22 protein-coding genes are annotated in these 15,300 nt (G+C 59.8%); 19 read left to right on the top strand and 3 right to left on the bottom strand.

Translation table 11 applies throughout. The features are described 5' to 3' along the window. Positions 1-24: 24 nt before the first annotated feature. Positions 25-162 carry a hypothetical protein gene (locus tag VA599_RS00425; protein WP_346787299.1) on the bottom strand — a complete coding sequence of 46 codons (138 nt, stop codon included), beginning with the start codon at positions 160-162 and terminating at the stop codon, positions 25-27. Between the two features lie 118 nt (positions 163-280). Then, positions 281-457 (bottom strand): hypothetical protein, encoded by a 177-nt coding sequence (locus tag VA599_RS00420; protein WP_176394156.1) that lies wholly within the window; start codon positions 455-457, stop codon positions 281-283. A 1,101-nt stretch (positions 458-1,558) separates the two neighbouring features. Between VA599_RS00420 and VA599_RS00415 the strand changes: the two genes are divergently transcribed. The 3 genes from VA599_RS00415 to VA599_RS24115 all read left to right on the top strand — a co-directional run bounded on the left by VA599_RS00415 (position 1,559) and on the right by VA599_RS24115 (position 3,268). Further along, entirely contained in the window at positions 1,559-2,194 is a 636-nt protein-coding gene (locus VA599_RS00415) for a hypothetical protein (RefSeq protein WP_346787298.1), read from the top strand. Between the two features lie 290 nt (positions 2,195-2,484). Then, entirely contained in the window at positions 2,485-2,832 is a 348-nt protein-coding gene (locus VA599_RS00410) for a helix-turn-helix domain-containing protein (RefSeq protein ID WP_346787297.1), read from the top strand. 112 nt (positions 2,833-2,944) lie between these two features. Then, on the top strand, positions 2,945-3,268 hold the full coding sequence (locus VA599_RS24115; RefSeq protein ID WP_429838441.1) for a helix-turn-helix domain-containing protein: 324 nt from the start codon (positions 2,945-2,947) through the stop codon (positions 3,266-3,268). 339 nt (positions 3,269-3,607) lie between these two features. Here VA599_RS24115 and VA599_RS00405 read toward each other — a convergent pair whose 3' ends face one another. Beyond that, complete coding sequence (locus VA599_RS00405) at positions 3,608-3,958, bottom strand: helix-turn-helix domain-containing protein (protein ID WP_346787558.1); 351 nt, start codon at positions 3,956-3,958, stop codon at positions 3,608-3,610. Positions 3,959-4,052: 94 nt separating this feature from the next. On the opposite strand from VA599_RS00405, the gene VA599_RS00400 reads away from it, so the two are divergent. From VA599_RS00400 to VA599_RS00325, 16 genes are all read left to right on the top strand, one after another. Continuing rightward, positions 4,053-4,241 (top strand): hypothetical protein, encoded by a 189-nt coding sequence (locus VA599_RS00400; protein WP_346787296.1) that lies wholly within the window; start codon positions 4,053-4,055, stop codon positions 4,239-4,241. A gap of 53 nt (positions 4,242-4,294) precedes the next feature. Next, on the top strand, positions 4,295-4,753 hold the full coding sequence (locus VA599_RS00395; RefSeq protein ID WP_104946958.1) for a phage regulatory CII family protein: 459 nt from the start codon (positions 4,295-4,297) through the stop codon (positions 4,751-4,753). A gap of 3 nt (positions 4,754-4,756) precedes the next feature. Then, complete coding sequence (locus tag VA599_RS00390; RefSeq protein ID WP_346787295.1) at positions 4,757-5,167, top strand: hypothetical protein; 411 nt, start codon at positions 4,757-4,759, stop codon at positions 5,165-5,167. Between the two features lie 205 nt (positions 5,168-5,372). Next, positions 5,373-6,263, top strand: coding sequence for a replication protein (locus tag VA599_RS00385; protein ID WP_346787294.1), 891 nt, complete (start codon positions 5,373-5,375; stop codon positions 6,261-6,263). Then, complete coding sequence (gene dnaB, locus VA599_RS00380) at positions 6,263-7,660, top strand: replicative DNA helicase (protein WP_346787293.1); 1,398 nt, start codon at positions 6,263-6,265, stop codon at positions 7,658-7,660. Before VA599_RS00385 ends, dnaB begins: the two co-directional genes overlap by 1 nt. Continuing rightward, entirely contained in the window at positions 7,657-8,034 is a 378-nt protein-coding gene (locus VA599_RS00375) for a hypothetical protein (RefSeq protein WP_346787292.1), read from the top strand. The genes dnaB and VA599_RS00375 overlap by 4 nt, the downstream gene beginning before the upstream one ends. Beyond that, the gene (locus VA599_RS00370) at positions 8,031-8,375 is read left to right on the top strand and encodes a hypothetical protein (protein WP_346787291.1); all 345 of its coding nucleotides are present in this window, start codon (positions 8,031-8,033) and stop codon (positions 8,373-8,375) included. Before VA599_RS00375 ends, VA599_RS00370 begins: the two co-directional genes overlap by 4 nt. Continuing rightward, entirely contained in the window at positions 8,372-8,836 is a 465-nt protein-coding gene (locus VA599_RS00365; RefSeq protein ID WP_346787290.1) for a RusA family crossover junction endodeoxyribonuclease, read from the top strand. The genes VA599_RS00370 and VA599_RS00365 overlap by 4 nt, the downstream gene beginning before the upstream one ends. Before the next feature lie 8 nt (positions 8,837-8,844). Beyond that, positions 8,845-9,228 (top strand): hypothetical protein, encoded by a 384-nt coding sequence (locus VA599_RS00360; protein ID WP_346787289.1) that lies wholly within the window; start codon positions 8,845-8,847, stop codon positions 9,226-9,228. After that, a complete protein-coding gene (locus VA599_RS00355) occupies positions 9,225-9,473 on the top strand; it encodes a hypothetical protein (protein ID WP_346787288.1) in 249 nt (82 codons plus the stop codon). Before VA599_RS00360 ends, VA599_RS00355 begins: the two co-directional genes overlap by 4 nt. Before the next feature lie 475 nt (positions 9,474-9,948). After that, positions 9,949-10,098 carry a hypothetical protein gene (locus VA599_RS00350; protein WP_158677607.1) on the top strand — a complete coding sequence of 50 codons (150 nt, stop codon included), beginning with the start codon at positions 9,949-9,951 and terminating at the stop codon, positions 10,096-10,098. Between the two features lie 646 nt (positions 10,099-10,744). Continuing rightward, complete coding sequence (locus VA599_RS00345; RefSeq protein ID WP_346787287.1) at positions 10,745-11,179, top strand: phage terminase small subunit P27 family; 435 nt, start codon at positions 10,745-10,747, stop codon at positions 11,177-11,179. A 4-nt stretch (positions 11,180-11,183) separates the two neighbouring features. After that, on the top strand, positions 11,184-12,884 hold the full coding sequence (locus tag VA599_RS00340) for a terminase large subunit (RefSeq protein WP_346787286.1): 1,701 nt from the start codon (positions 11,184-11,186) through the stop codon (positions 12,882-12,884). Next, on the top strand, positions 12,881-13,048 hold the full coding sequence (locus VA599_RS00335; protein ID WP_230644086.1) for a hypothetical protein: 168 nt from the start codon (positions 12,881-12,883) through the stop codon (positions 13,046-13,048). Before VA599_RS00340 ends, VA599_RS00335 begins: the two co-directional genes overlap by 4 nt. Beyond that, the gene (locus VA599_RS00330) at positions 13,048-14,304 is read left to right on the top strand and encodes a phage portal protein (RefSeq protein WP_346787285.1); all 1,257 of its coding nucleotides are present in this window, start codon (positions 13,048-13,050) and stop codon (positions 14,302-14,304) included. The genes VA599_RS00335 and VA599_RS00330 overlap by 1 nt, the downstream gene beginning before the upstream one ends. Next, on the top strand, positions 14,304-15,257 hold the full coding sequence (locus VA599_RS00325; protein ID WP_346787284.1) for a S49 family peptidase: 954 nt from the start codon (positions 14,304-14,306) through the stop codon (positions 15,255-15,257). Before VA599_RS00330 ends, VA599_RS00325 begins: the two co-directional genes overlap by 1 nt. Positions 15,258-15,300 lie beyond the last annotated feature (43 nt).

The following is a 15,300-nucleotide window of genomic DNA, read 5'->3' as shown; positions in this document are numbered from 1 at the left end:
CGAGACTGTTGGTGAGGACGCGCTTCACGCCGCGCGCCTGACGATGTGGACCGGCAAGCCGCCCTTGCCGAAGCGGACAAACTGCAGATGCTTCCCTTGTTGCCGATACAGGGCGGCCAGCTCTTCGCTGATCCAGCCGATGATGTGTTCCGGGAGACGCATAGAACCTCCGGGCAAAAAAAGGCCCGGCACATGGCCGGGCGCAAGGGGGTGATGTCTACATTTGATGCACGCGCATCCTGCAGCAGCCTGAATCCAAGCTGCTCGGGGATGGCGACGATCAGGCGGCCTGCAGCTGGCTTTCGCGGACGTAGGTTAGCTTGTCCTTGCCCTCCTCCTTCACGCCGTAGAACGAGCCCTTGTGGGCCGGCTTGATCTCCGACAGAACGCCTTCGCCGCTGCGCGGCTTGCCGCGACCGCCGCTGGTGGTGAACTTCACTTTGGTACCGATATCCATGTGCTTTCCCTCTAGTTTTGGGTGGGCCGCCAGAGGCGGCCCGGTTGCATCAGCGATTGGGTCAGGCCCGCCGCATTGCCTGTTTGCTGCTCACGCTGGATAGGGCTGGTGGACAACTGCAGTCCAGCTTGGGCCTCGCGGTTGCCGCCGCTTGCGCATGTCCAGTGCGCGATCCTATTCATGTAGACCAACACGGTTGGCAGCTGCCGGCAGGATCATCCTGCCGTTCCCTCACGTCTTTGAACGTACACGTCCGATGACCGGACACAGGAGTTTTTGAGGGTCGAACACTATGCCAACGTCTAAGCTGCCGCGTGCAGTCGGGGCAGCCGCCATGCGTGTTGGTGGCCGCTTACGGCGGCCAGTCGCAAAAGGCCGTCACGGTCGCCCTCACCGTCCAACACCCTGAGCAAGCCGCCGGGCCAGCGGGTTCCCAACATCTCCTCGCGATGCGAAGACCTCACAACTACGGGCTGTTTATCGTCGCCGCGCCGACGTGCGTTGCTCTCACACTGAAGCGGACCGGGCTTGATACCGGCTGCGGGCTCTCTCACGTCGCCTATCGAGGTGTCCAAGGCGCAGTTTTCAGGGCGGCACCACCCGCCCGCGTTTTTAACGTGTCCCGTGCTGCTAGGCTGCGTGCCCTTCCGCGCCGCCGCTTCAGTGTGCCGCCTCGTGAGAAGCGGCTATTTGCTACTGTCTCCGGCTCCACTCCCTTCATCTGCATCTTGCGGCCTTGCCGCTTCCCGCTCGCCCTGCAGGTTTCTATCCCCGCCTGGCGCCGCTGGTTGCATCCGTTCATGTGCCGGCTCTGGCCGCCCTCTTCGTCCTGGTTGCTGCCAGGATGTCCCGGTGGGCGGTATGCCGTTGGTACTTTGGGTTGTTAAGGATCGGTGCACGACTGCTGTGCTGTTGAGGCAAGTATCACAATTGTGTTTTTTGAAGTCAACACGAATGTGTTTTTGCGCGCCAAAGAATTTCCCCCTTGTGTTGCTTTCAACATACACATGTGTGTTTGAGGGACGGATGCGCAGAGAATGGAACGGCAGTTTGAAGGCCGCGCGCATGACGTATGAGTGCCAAAATGCTATAAGTTTCAGCATGAAAGTTGAAACCATTCGCCTAGCCAACCTGCAGAAGCTCATCTCTGAGAAGAAAACCATTAGAGCGGTCGCACTTGCGGCAAACACCTCCGCGACGTACCTAAGTCAGATACTAAACAGAACCAAGTCCTGCACGGGTAATCCTCGCGGCCTTGGATCTGTCTTGGCTAGAAAGCTAGAAAAAGGATGCAACAAACCTGAAGGATGGATGGATCAACATCATCCAGAAGACAATGAAGGTGATGAGGTAGTTGGTAATAAGCAAGACTTACTTGATGCGTTTTCTAGGCGAGTAAATTTAGTCTGTGACAGACTCGGAATTCCCCCAGCTGGTAGAAATAGGCAAGAATTGCTTGGAAAACGCTATGGAGTAAGCCAAAAAGCAGCCCGCAAATGGCTGGTAGGCGCAGGGTTTCCAGAAACCGCGATTTCTATCAAGATGGCAACCGATGCAAGGGTAAGCTACACCTGGCTAATGACAGGATCGGGTAATTTTGACGACTCCAAGTCTTCCGCCCTTGGCTGCAGTCTGGACCTGGCGCTGCACAGCTACTCAATCGAAGAAATTGCAGCACATGTGAAAAGTAGAGGTTTAGAAGATTCAATAAAGCTAATCAGACTACTAGCAAGCTGATAGCTCCTTGAAGCAGACTAATGCAGGCCCACATACAGAACGATGACAAGCAACCCGCTTCGGGGGTTTTCTTCGCCTTGACCACGCTGGCTCGCACCGGCAGACTCACCTCAAGCACCAGCCTGTACCTTCAGGGTTCAGATAAAAACACCTGGAGCCCGCAGAACAGCCCGCCACACCGCGGGTTTTTTTGCGCCCAGGGCAGGCAACAGGGTACACATTTTGTCAACATATTAACATCCACTGTCAGCATATGAGCAAAACCATAGCCCATCATCACGGGCATGCATATGGAACAGATTGGCGAGCGCATCCGTGTTGCGCGCGAGGACCGTGGATGGAATCAAGAGCAATTGGCTAGGAAGGCCGGCATCGGCCGCTCCACCCTGTCCAACATCGAGAACGGAGGCCAGGACACGACCACAGAGGTGTTTTTCTCCCTGGCTAAAGCCCTCAAGCTGAACCCGATCTGGTTGTATTCCGGTTCCGGCCCGCGGGAGCAGGCTGTGCCAGAAAGCAAAGCCTACATCACCGCAGATTCCCTGGATGACCTAGCCGAGCGCATGCTCGCCCGCGGCGCGGAGGAGATCGGCCAGTTGATGGCCCTGATCGTGAAGAAGCAAGCTGAACGAAAATAAGGCGGTCAACTAGCCTTCAGGGCAATGTTGTGCGCAAACCACGCGGAATTTGCTACAAAAGTGAGCGGTCCGGCTGCTATCGTTAAGGTTACGTAATAATGCGTAGCACGCCGTGCCATCAGAGACATTCCACAGTAGATTGCGGTCCGCCATCGAGGACCGCGGAACCACCATAACAGCCGTCGCCGCACACCTTGGAGTCAGCCGGCACACAGTAACTCGCTGGTGTAAATCCCAAATGCCAGATGATGATCAAATAAATAGACTGGCAGCATACCTCGGCATCAGCCCTCACGCCCTGCTCAGCGGAACCGAGATATCCCCCGAGCACATGGCCGCTTGTCATAGGCTGTTCGCCCTTGCCACTGGCCTATCTACCAGGGACGTCGAGGCCATGATCCACCTGGCTGAGTCGATTCTTGCTACAAAAGTGTAGCAAAAGTTAACAGAAGACAATTCTGTATCAATACACACTCATCCCCAATCTGTCGTAGCCTATTCGTGCATGCAGCAACAGCCCACAAGGCCGCGCGCATAGAAAAAAACTCGTCGATTGGAGCGATAGAATGAATTGCACCTGCAGTAGAAAACCACCTTGCATCAATGCTGAAAGTTGCCGGAACTACTTGATAAGGAAAGAGAACATTCTGGATGAAGAGGTGGTCGCAATGGCGATGTACAAAGTACTCAAGAGCGGCAGGGTGACGTACGTTCAGTGGGGAGATAAAGGACTACTTGAACAAGCCTTAACTGCTATGAAATGAAAAAAGGCGGCTTAGCCGCCTTTGCTGTTTTTCAAGATTAGCTCAGCAAGCAACCTGGCTGAATCCCCCGCTCCGCGGCGTTCAACCTCCAACAAGATGTCATCAAGACTTGCCTCAGTAAGTAGTACAGGCCGCTCGGAATTTTCAATTGGTAGTTCTTTTTCACCTCGCCCTGTTTCAAGCCATTCATACGACACACGGAGAGCTCGCGCCAGTTCCAGGGTGTTCCTGGATGCACTATTGCGATTCTCAATGTTGCTGATAGTAGATTGATACGGGGCTCCGATGAGGTCAGCCAGCTCTTTCTGACTCATACCAAGCTCGACCCTGCGAGTCCGTACACGTTCACCATATGTGCTCATATGCAACATCGTAGACACTTCATCAAACACGATGGTGTTTACTTCGTTAGCAGTTGTGTTGACCCAATGAACACATTTGTGTTGCAATCCCTCCATGGACTGGCACAACATTATCTCATCCCTCGTTAAGGCGGGCGTGACCCGCGAGACGATCGCCAAAGAAGCGGGCTGCTCCCTTTCCTTGATCAATGCCCTTGCTCAAGGAAAGAGAGGCAAGCGCCTTTCATTTGAGATCGGGACAAAGCTGCTGAAGTTCTGGAGTCGCTACCAGGCGTCAAGGTGATGTAAGGGTAGCCCATCGATAAACCCATTTGGCATGAACAAAGAGGCCCGCTCATGAACACCCGCTACACCCACGTCACCGCTACCGCCCAGACCGTAGCGAAGAGCCACCACAACGGCATTGCCGGCCTGGCCGTGGCGATGCAGAAAGGGCCGTCGGTACTGGCCAACAAGCTGAACCCGAACTGCGATACCAACCACCTGACGCTGGAGGAGGCTGCCGAGATTACCGATCGGACGCAGGATCCGGCGGTCGCAGACGCCCTGGCCGCGCTGTGCAACCGGATCACCGTTGCCCTGCCCTCTGGCGAGCTGACGCTGAAGGAGCTGTCGCGGGCGTTTTGCCAGCTGGCTGCCGAGTGCGGAGAGGTCGGGCAGGAAATCAACGCGGCGGAGCATCCGGAATCCGAGTGGGGGGAACGCATCAGCCCGAGTGAGGGAAGGCGAATTGAGCGCGCGCTGTGGGATTTGTTGTCCGCCGGCGCCGGCCTGCTGCAACGTGTGAGGGGTTGAGGAATGGGAAAGCCGGATGAGTTGCAGGTAAGCGTAGAGGTCGGTGATTTCATCGACCAACTAAAGGGTGTATTCGAGGAGGTTCGAGAAACTTTCCCACACCTGAGCGAAGGACTGTTCTGCGCGCTTGCCCAGTACGCCATAAAAACAAGCGACTTCGCCGCGAAGATCAACACCCCGGGACTAACAATCAGGGACGCGGACGGGAATGTTATGGTCGACATGACGGGGATCGGCGCGGCCTACATCAGGGAGCAGTTGTCAGTCGACCAGATCGACATCGAGGGACTGCGGATTACCCGCGGCGGTAGCATTGCCGTCGTCCAACCTGACCAGGTACTGGTCTCCATCGACGCGATCCACATCGAAGGCCAAATCCGCGCCGCCCTTGCCGCTCTCGACGGCAGCAGCTGAGAGACAAGCAGAATGGAAGTCATCAAAAACAAAACCCCTGGTCATCGCCGTTGGCGCGGCTCGCAGGGGCTTCGTAGAGGGTTTGCAATATGAGTATGCCCATGAGCACAACATTTTTCAATCCCGCCGAGGTGCCCGCGCGGCAAACGCCGGCTGAGGCGTGGCGCCGGAGCAACCCTGGCACGCCGTTGAGCAGGAGCCCGTCATGAGCGCGGCCGAGAAGGTGATCCAACTGGCCGACCGGCGCCCGGCTGCGGAAGAGCCGCCGCGCAAGGAGGGTTTTCTGGCCATTCCCAACGAGTTGATGGACGCCCTGCTGGCAGCCGATCTCACCGGGCGGCAGCTAAAGCTGGCGCTGGCCGTGGTGCGCAAGACAATCGGCTACGGCAAGGCCGAGGACGACTGCACCATCACCCAGCTGGCCGAGGTTGCCGGCCTGCACCGCCCAGACGCCAGCAAGTCCCTGCAGCAGCTGCTGGACCTGGGCATCATTAGCGCGCGCAAGGGGCGCCACGGACAGCTGGTGTCGCTCAATTCTCCGTCGAGTTGGCACTCTGGCGACGCGGAGCAAAACGCTACGCCTACCGCTACGAACGTAGCAAAACGCTACGCTGACCCGTCGCAAAACGCTACGCACAATAAACAATCCCAATACCCAAGTAATTCTATCCCCCCTATATCCCCCCAGGACGAATCGGTCCCGGCTGCTGGGCCTGCTGAAGACGCAACGCCGCCCAAGCCGAAACGGCCGCCGCGCGCCAAGGGGACCAAGCGAACTTTCGCCCAATGGCGCGATGAAACGAAAGCCGCCGGCGCCGCGCTGATCCCTGAAGACGATTCGGTGTTCGAGTACGCCGCCCAAGCCGGCATTGACCGCGAGTTCCTGCGGCTGGCCTGGATTGAATTCCGCACCACCTACACCGACAAGCTGGCGAGCAAGCGGTACGTGGACTGGCGCGCCCATTTCCGCGATGCCGTCCGCCGCAATTGGTACAAGTTGTGGTGGATGAAGGACGACGGCACCTGCGAACTGAGCACCGCCGGCCTGCAGGCGCGCAACGCCGCCCAAGCCGCCGAAAAGAAGGGAGCGAACTGATGCACGCCGAAAGCGAGATTTTCCAGCTGCATCACTCTGGCGCGGAACAGTCGGTGCTGGGCGGCCTGCTGCTGGACAACCTGGCATGGGACAAGGTGAGCGAGACCCTGACGCCGGAGCAGTTCTTCGACCCGGCGCACCGCGCCATAGCCCAGGTAATGTTCGGCATGCTGAAAGCCGGCGCCCCTGCGGACGTGATAACGGTTTCCGAGGCCCTCGAGGCCCAGGGCAAACTGGAAGTCGCCGGCGGCATTGCCGCGCTGACGACCATGGTGCAGAACACGCCCAGCGCCGCCAACATCCGCCGGTACGCCGCCATCCTGCAGGACAAAGCCATCGCCCGACAGGCGATCCACATCACCGGCGAGCTGATCGGGGAGCTGCAAACGCCTCGCGGCGCGAAGTCGGCCGAGCTGGTGGATCGGGCCGCTGGCGCACTTGAGATGCTGACCGCCGATCAAGGCGCTGCGGATCAGACGCTCGATGCAGTGGCACTGGCAAAGCGCGGTTTTGATAATGTAGACCGGCGCTGGTCTATGGAGGAAGGTCAGCTTGATGGGCTCGCCACCGGCTTCACTGATCTGGACGAGACGCTCTGCGGTCTACAGTCAGGGGATTTAATGATCATCGCTGGTCGCCCAGGCATGGGGAAAACCGCTTTCGCAATGAATGTGGCAGAGCACGTCGCGCGCGCCACCGGCCCGGTGTTCGTGTTCAGCCTGGAAATGAGCCCAACCCAATTGAGCGACAGGCAAATGGCAAGCCTGGGTGGGGTTGATTTGAAGCGGATTCGTACAGGCCGCCTGGAAGACGCCGACTGGCAAAAGCTGACCTACTACGCCAGCCAGGTGCAAGACATGCGGATGTACGTCGATTTTCGCGCCGGACTCAGCCCGGATCAGATCCGCAGCCAGTCCAGATACCTGGCACGCCTCCACGGCCGCCCGGCCCTGATTGTCGTTGACTACCTGCAATTAATGCGCGGCCCAGGCCATGGCACCAGTGATAACCGAAACCACGAAATCGGATTCATCACCGGCGCACTGAAGAGCCTTGGAAAAGAGCTGGAATGCCCTGTGGCGGCGCTGAGCCAATTGTCCCGAGCTGTTGAGTCCCGCGCCAACAAGCGACCGATGATGTCCGACCTCCGCGACTCTGGATCCATCGAACAGGATGCCGACGTGGTGCTGTTCACCTACCGCGACGAGTACTACAACCCCGACAGCACCGACGCAGGCACGGCAGAAATCATCGTTGGAAAGCTCCGCCAAGGTGAGGCGAAAACAGTCCGCCTGGGCTGGCAGGGCCAGTTCGCCCGTATGACTAACCTGCAGAACGACTGGATGCCCCGCCCTAGCCTCAGCAACAAACCACACAGAGGAGGATTCGAGGATTGAGCTCGACACAACGCCCTTCCAAGATCGTACCGCGCCCCGGCGATCAGCCCGGCACCGGCCGGCGCGACGACTACCGTACGGATCCGCACTGGCTGGCGGCCGTGGGAACCATCCGCAACTGCATGCGCTGCGGAAGTAACGTCGCGGTCCAGGTGGCGCACCGCAACGAGGGCAAGGGCATGGCCCTGAAGAACCCCGACGCCCTTTCCGCGGCGCTGTGCATGGAGTGCCATATCGCCCTGGACAACGGGAACCGATTCAATCTGGAGTTCCGGCGCCGGGAGATGGACCGCGCCATCGTGCATACCCTGGAGCGGCTGGCACTGGCCGGCCTGGTGCAGATCGACAAGCAACGGCTGAAGGAGCTGGGATGAGCATCAGGTTTAAGAAAATCGAAGAGAAGGAAGTCGGCCCTTTTGGAAAGTCGCTCCTCGCTCGTTACGAAATCATTCATGAAACGCCTGGGCTAAGTGGGACAAGGCTGTCTCAGGAATTAATGATCGTCTTTGATCCACGCATTGGAGAGGTTGGAGCCAAGCTGACGTTGACAGATCTGAGTGCACCGAGCTTCGATGCTGCTCTGGAAAAAATGGCCGAATGGTGCGACAGAATGGCTATTGCTTTGCGTGAGCCCCGCGAGATCACAGCCTCAATTCCGGTTGTGATCAAGACGGACGGCAGCTGCGAGGCCGAGGACGTGGAGGGCAGCCATTGACCTCTGTCACCTTCTTCATCCCAGGCGTTCCCGTGGGGAAACAGCGCGCGCGCAGCTCAACCAGAATCGGCAAAAGTCCAAGCGGGCAAGCCAAAGCCATCACCAGGCACTACACGCCCGCGGAGACCGTGAACTACGAGGCGCTGGTGTCCTGGACTGCCAAGAAAGCGTTTGGCCCCCTGCCCCTGATAGCCGGCCCGGTGGACATCGAGCTGCGGATATTCCTGCCGGTGCCGGCCAGCTGGCCCAAGCGACGCCGCGAGCTGGCGCTGGCCGGGCTGGTGTTTCCCACGGTAAAGCCGGATGTCGACAACATCGAGAAAGCAATCTGCGACGCCCTGAACAAAGTCGTCTGGAAGGACGATGCGCAGGTATGTGACGTAGTGAAGAGCAAGCGGTACTCAGAACAACCAGGCGTGAGGGTGACGGTCAAGCCGATCGCCAACGCCCAGGCAGCGTGAGGAACACGATGATCGAACCAGCAGCAGCATTGGTGAATTGGGCGCGGTGGGCTGTCGATGGCGGCAGCAGGACGGAGACCTGCTACTCAGCCGAGGGCCGATATTCCCAGGCTGAGGAACGCTACGTTTTCGCGGACGACGCCGAGAAACGCCTCCGGCCGCAGTACGACCCGCGGATCGGCGAACAGGTTGAGCAGCTGATCAACCGGCTGCCCGAGCAGGAACGGCTGGTGTTGCGCGCGCGGCACGTGAACTGGCCGCGACTGGCAGACGACATGGTGGCCCGCCGGCTGGCTATGTCGGCCCGGTCATTCGATACCGTGCTGCTGTCGGCCACGGTGCGGTTTGGCCGGTTGTGGCGTGAACAGCGCGCCCAGCGGCAGGCTGCATGAAACGGCCACGTGGCAACGGACTGGCGCGCCAGCTGGCCGATGTGCTGGCCGACGCGCCGCGTCCGATGCTGCTGGGCGAACTGGAGTCGTCTCTCGATTTCCAGTACGCCGCGGCGGAGATAATGTCGGCGCTCGTCAAGATGCAGCGCGCCGGCAAGGTGGACGCGACGACTATTGAGCGCAATGGGCCAGGAAGACGACTCGCAAGAGGGTATACTTTGACGGCTACTTCGTTAGGCTTGTAGAAAGAAACTGATGCGAATTGAATGCCCTCGCCGCTGCTCAGGAAGAGATTCATACAGACAGCGCCCCCTTACTGAAATGCAAATTTCCAAAATCACAGACCAGCCGTCTCTCAATGCGTTGAGCCTAAGTCAGCCAATGAGGTGCTGTTACTGCGGGTGCGTCCATATCGATGACCGAGGAACACGCCAAGCCATTGGAACCTTAGACGAAACATGGAAACCGCTGAATAGCTGATTTCGGCATATATGCCGACGACTTTTGTATACCCCAATAAAATCAAGGATCGGGTATATTGACGTCGTGTAGGGACAAATGCGCCCACGAAATAAACAATGAACCACCATCCTCGCAATGTAGTTTGCGGGGATTTTTTTATTGCCGCCACATGAGCCATCAGTAGCGCTCATGAACAGTCATCGACATCAGCCCTGCCGCATTGTGCCGCAGGGCTTCGTTGTTTCTGGAGCCCACTTGATGTGCACTTGGTATCTGCAGACTGATGGGCGCCGGCTGCTGGTAGATGACCATGTCCGCAGCGACTGCCAGTTGCTGGACTGCTGCGACGCAGACTCCGTTGGAGAGGCTTGGCTGGTGTTGGTAGAGGACTGGCAATGGCTGGACTGACCGCTAAGCTCTGCACAACGCCGGGCTGCGGTGCGCTGGTGAGGCCGCCCGCTAGGCACTGCCCATTCCATGAGCAGCGTCGCCAGGTGGCGGAGCGCGAGGCAGACCGGCGTCGCGGAACGCGCGTTGAGCGCGGATACACCAACGCCTGGTCGCGTGCGGCTCGGGCGTATCGAGCCAAACATCCATTCTGCGCCGAGTGCCAGCGCCAAGACGGCCGTCTGGTTGCGGCTGATCATGTCGACCACATCACCCCGCCGCGATACCGGGAGGCGATGGAGAGCGGCGATCCGGCAAGGATCGCAGATGCCAAGCGTCTGTTCTGGGACTCGAGCAACTGGCAGCCGCTGTGCAGGCGCTGCCACTCACGCAAGACGGCGGCTGAGGACGGCGGGTTCGGCAATGCACGATAAGGCTAATAAGGATGTTCAGACATCAAACGAAAACGCCAAACTAGAAAGTTGACCGTCCTAGTCATGACTATATGGGTGGGGGTAGTCAATCCTTTGAGGGGAACCGACCACTGTGACCGCGCGTACCCCTCTATTTTTTCCGCCGCGTAATAAGAAATTTAGGGGTAGCGATGACAAGAGGTGCGCCGCGGGCTCCAGGCGGGGGGCGAAAACCCAAACCGACCACGCTGAAAATGATCAGCGGCAATCCCGGCAAAAGAAAACTGAACCAGGACGAGCCAGAATACGAGGCGATCGAAGTGCCGGCGCCGCCGGCGTGGCTGTCGCCCATCGCGACAGATAAATGGCATGAACTGGCCCCGCAACTTTCCGGCACGAAAGTTCTGACCGACGTCGATCTGCACAACCTGGAGATGTTCTGCCAGGCCTATAGCCGGTGGCGCGATGCCGAGGATCTGGTCAGCCGGATGGGGGTAGTCGTTGAAACGCCGTTCGGGCCCAAGAAAAACCCGGCCTGCACCATCATCAACGAGACCAGCCGCCAACTCTCGACTTTCGGTGCGATGTTGGGGCTGGACCCGTCCAGCCGGTCCCGGATCAATATCCCAGGCGGCAAGCAAGCCCAGAACCGATTTACCAATCTGCTGAAACCAAAGAAGGCCTCATGACTCCATGGCTCACCAGCACGTCACCGCTGCCAAGAAATGGGCGCGCGACGTGGTGGCAGGCCGCTTCCCGGCTGGCAAGTGGACGCGACTTGCCGCCCAGCGCTTCCTTGATGACCTAAAGCGCAGCAAAACCAAGGCATTTCCATACAAGCTCGACGAAGGCGAAGCGGAGCGCGCTTGCGCCTTTGTCGAGCAGCTGCCGCATACGAAGGGCAAGTGGGCGCGCGAGCAGCAGCTCATCGAGCTGGGGCCGTGGCAGTCGTTCATCTTCGTCAATATATTCGGCTGGGTTCACAAGAAGACTGGCCTGCGGCGTTTTCGCGAGGCATACAACGAGATCCCGCGGAAAAACGGCAAGTCGGTGCTGGCTGCTGGCGTGGGCTTGTACTGCTTCACCGCCGACGGCGAATACGGCGCAGAGGTGTATTCGGGCGCATCCAGCGAGAAACAGGCCTGGGAGGTGTTCCGCCCGGCCAAAATGATGCTGGAGCGATCACAAGATCTCCTCGATGCCACTGGCGCTGAAGTCTATGCGAAGTCGATGGCGATTCCGGAGGATGGCAGCCGGTTCGAGCCCATCATCGGCAAGCCTGGCGATGGCTCCTCGCCCTCATGCGCGGTGATCGACGAGTTTCACGAGCACGACTCGCCGGAGCTGTACGACACGATGATCACCGGCATGGGCGCGCGCGAACAACCGCTGGCCTTCATCATCACCACGGCCGGCTACAACCTGGCCGGGCCATGCTACGAAAAACGGACTGAGGCCGAGAAGGTGCTGCAAGGCCTGGTGGAAAACGACCAGCTTTTCTGCATCATGTTTGGCGCCGATGAAGACGATGATCCCTATGCGCCGGCCACGCTGCGCAAGGCGAATCCCAATTTCGGCGTTTCGGTGCTGGAAGATAACCTTCTGGCGGTACAGCGCCAAGCGGCTCAGACCCCGTCCAAACAAACCGCATTCAAGACCAAACATCTCAACATCTGGTGCTCGGCCAAATCAGCCTGGGCCAATATGGCCCACTGGAACGCCGCGGCCGATGCCACGCTGCGCGAGGAGGACTTCGCCAGCGAAGAGTGCGTGGTGTCCTACGACCTGGCCAGCAAGCTGGACTTCGCATCCACGGTGAAGATTTTCAAACGAAGCATATTCGAGAAGACCCACTACTACATCTTCGCCAAGCACTACCTACCAGAGGAGACGCTGGAGTCGGACGACAATCCGAATCGCGCAGCATGCGTGCGTTGGCGCGACACGGGCTGGATTGAGCAGCACGACGGGCCGGAGAACGATTTTGCCATGATCCTTCAGGATCTGGAGGAGATGCCCACCAAGCACCAGGTAACCGAGTTCTGCCAGGACAAGTTCGGTGCGGCCTGGGTGGCGCAGCAACTGGTGCATGGTGGCGCGACCGTCGTGGACGTGCCGATGAAGGCGATGTACCTGACCCCGGCCATGCGCGAAATTGAGGCCGCGCTGAAAGCGGGCCGATTGCACCACAACGGCGATCCGGTTCTGGCCTGGATGATGTCCAACGTCACAGCCCGGGCCGACAAGAACGACAACCTGTTCCCGGACAAGCAAGCCCCGCAAAACAAAATCGACGGCGCGGTGGCGCTGATCATCGGCATGACGCGGGCTATGGCACCGGACACGCCAGACGAGGGCTACAAGTCCGCTTACGAAGACGAGGTATATCTATGACCACCACCGATAAGGCAACTATGGCGGTCGGCCTGCTGGGCGCGGGCGCGGTCACCACCGGCGCCGCCCTGCTCCACCCGTCCGCCGGCTGGATCGTAGGCGGCGTGTTTGGCCTGGCATGGTCCTACCTGACGGCGCGCGCCGCCGCGAGAGGAGCTGCCTGATGTTCATGTCCCGCCAATTTGGAGATCAGCGGATCGGCAGCCCTGATTCAGGTTGGATTTCCAGCCTCCTCGGTGCCAGCGCGCAGAGCGCGGCTGGCGTAATGGTGTCGCCGGAGCGGGCACTGGCGCTGACCACGCTGCAGGCCTGCGTCTCGTTGATCGCCGAGTCCGTGGCGCAGCTGCCATGCGAGCTGTACCGCCGCAAAGGCGACACTCGGGAGCGCGCCACCGATCATCCAGTCTATCGGCTGATCCACGACACGCCGAACGAGTGGCAAACGCCCATCGAGTATCGCGAGCAATGCCAAATCAGTGCCGGCCTGCGCGGCTCCACGTTTTCGTTCATCGAACGCGACGGCGCGGGGCGGCCCACTGCCCTGCTGCCGCTGGACTTCAACAAGGTGCAGGTGCTGCGCGGCAGCGACAACCTACCGTACTACCGGATCGGCGGCGCCGAGCCAGTGCCGATGCGGCTGATCCACCATGTTCGCTGGTGGACGTTGGACGGCTACACCGGAGTCAGCCCGGTCCGGCTGCACTGCGACACCATAGGCCTGGCGCTGGCGACCCAAAACCACGCCTCCAAGGTGTTCGCCAACGGCACCCACCTGGCCGGCGTGCTGGAACGGCCGGCTGTTGTTGGTCAACAGGAACTCAAGCCGCTGGACTCGGAGCGTGTAAAGAAGATCAAGGAGTCATGGAAATCGGAGTACTCCGGCTCGGACAACGCCATGAAGGTCGCAGTGCTTCAGGACGGCATGACCTTCCGCCCGTTGTCGATGACCAACGAGGATGCGCAGCTGATCGACAGCCGCAAGATGTCAGCGCTGGAACTGGCGCAGATATACAAGGTTCCGCCGCACAAGGTTGGCCTGCTGGAACGTGCCACCAACAACAATATCGAGCACCAGGCGATTGAGTTCGTCATCTACTGCCTGTTGCCGTGGTTGCGCCGCCACGAGCAGGCCATGATGCGCGACCTGCTGCTGCCCAGCGAGCGCGCCGACTACTACATCGAGTTCAACGTCGGCGGCCTGATGCGTGGCGATACCACCAGCCGCTACGCCGCCTATGCAGTCGGGCGGCAATGGGGCTGGCTGTCGGTCAACGACATCCGGCGGCTGGAAAACCTGCCACCCATCCCGGGCGGAGAGGTCTACCTGCAGCCCCTCAACATGATCCCGGCCGGCGCGACCAAGCCAACTAATCCAGCGCCCGACGCCGTGGCAGAGATCAACCAGATTCTGGAGACGTAATGAAACAACACCTGTATCTGCATCAGCTGTTCAATCAGCCGCATATGGTGCTGCCGGACATGCTGCATGAGGCCGTAGCCTGGGCGGGCACGCGCATGGGGCTGAACCTGCAGCAGGTCAACGTCAATCTGCCATCCATGGCCTGGAAAGGTGATGGAGCCGGCGAAATTGAGGCCGCCAGCCCGGCCGACCGCCGCCTGCAGGCCGCACAACAAACCGGCGTACTGGTGATTCCGGTCTCCGGCATTTTGGTGCCGCGCGCCAACGATGTCGGCTTGTGCGCAAACCAGACCAGCTACGAAAGCGTCCGCGCGCAGCTGAATGCCGGCCTGGCCGATCCGCAGATCGAACACATCGTCTACGACATGGCGACGCCAGGCGGTGCTGTAACGGGATGTTTCGAGCTGGCAGCTGACACTCATGCAGCGCGCGCAGTGAAACCGATCACTGCCCTGGTGCATTACAGCGCCTACAGCGCTGGCTACGCCCTTGCCTGCGCCTGCTCCGACATCGTGCTGTCCCAGACCTCCGGCGTCGGCTCCATCGGCGTGATCATGAAGCACGTCGACATCAGCAAGCAGCTGGAGGCTGACGGCATCACCGTCACCACGTTGTACCGCGGCGCGCGCAAAAACGACATGGCCAGCAACACGCCGCTGTCGGACGACGCGCGTGCGAACGCGGACAAGCTGCTGGACCTGTACTACGAGCAATTCTGCGAGACAGTGGCTGAATACCGGGGCTTGGGTGTCCAAGCCGTTCGTAACACCGAGGCCGGTTTGTTCTACGGCCCCCAGGCTGTGGCCGCAGGCCTGGCCGACCGGGTGGAGAGCCAGCAGCAGGCCGTGAACCGCATCGTCACCGAGGTGGCCGCACGCCGAAAGCCGACCGCACCCACGGCGCGACGCGCCAACGCGTTGGCCACCGCCATGCAGATGTCCATCAATACCTGACCGCCGCACGGCGTCAACGCCCGAAAGGGCACCCCACCCGCCT

It is taken from the genome of Chromobacterium indicum (assembly GCF_039708975.1).
Taxonomy (GTDB): domain Bacteria; phylum Pseudomonadota; class Gammaproteobacteria; order Burkholderiales; family Chromobacteriaceae; genus Chromobacterium; species Chromobacterium piscinae.
The sequence above is the reverse complement of the archived record's forward strand: the minus strand, read 5'-3'. Positions and strand labels throughout refer to the sequence as shown.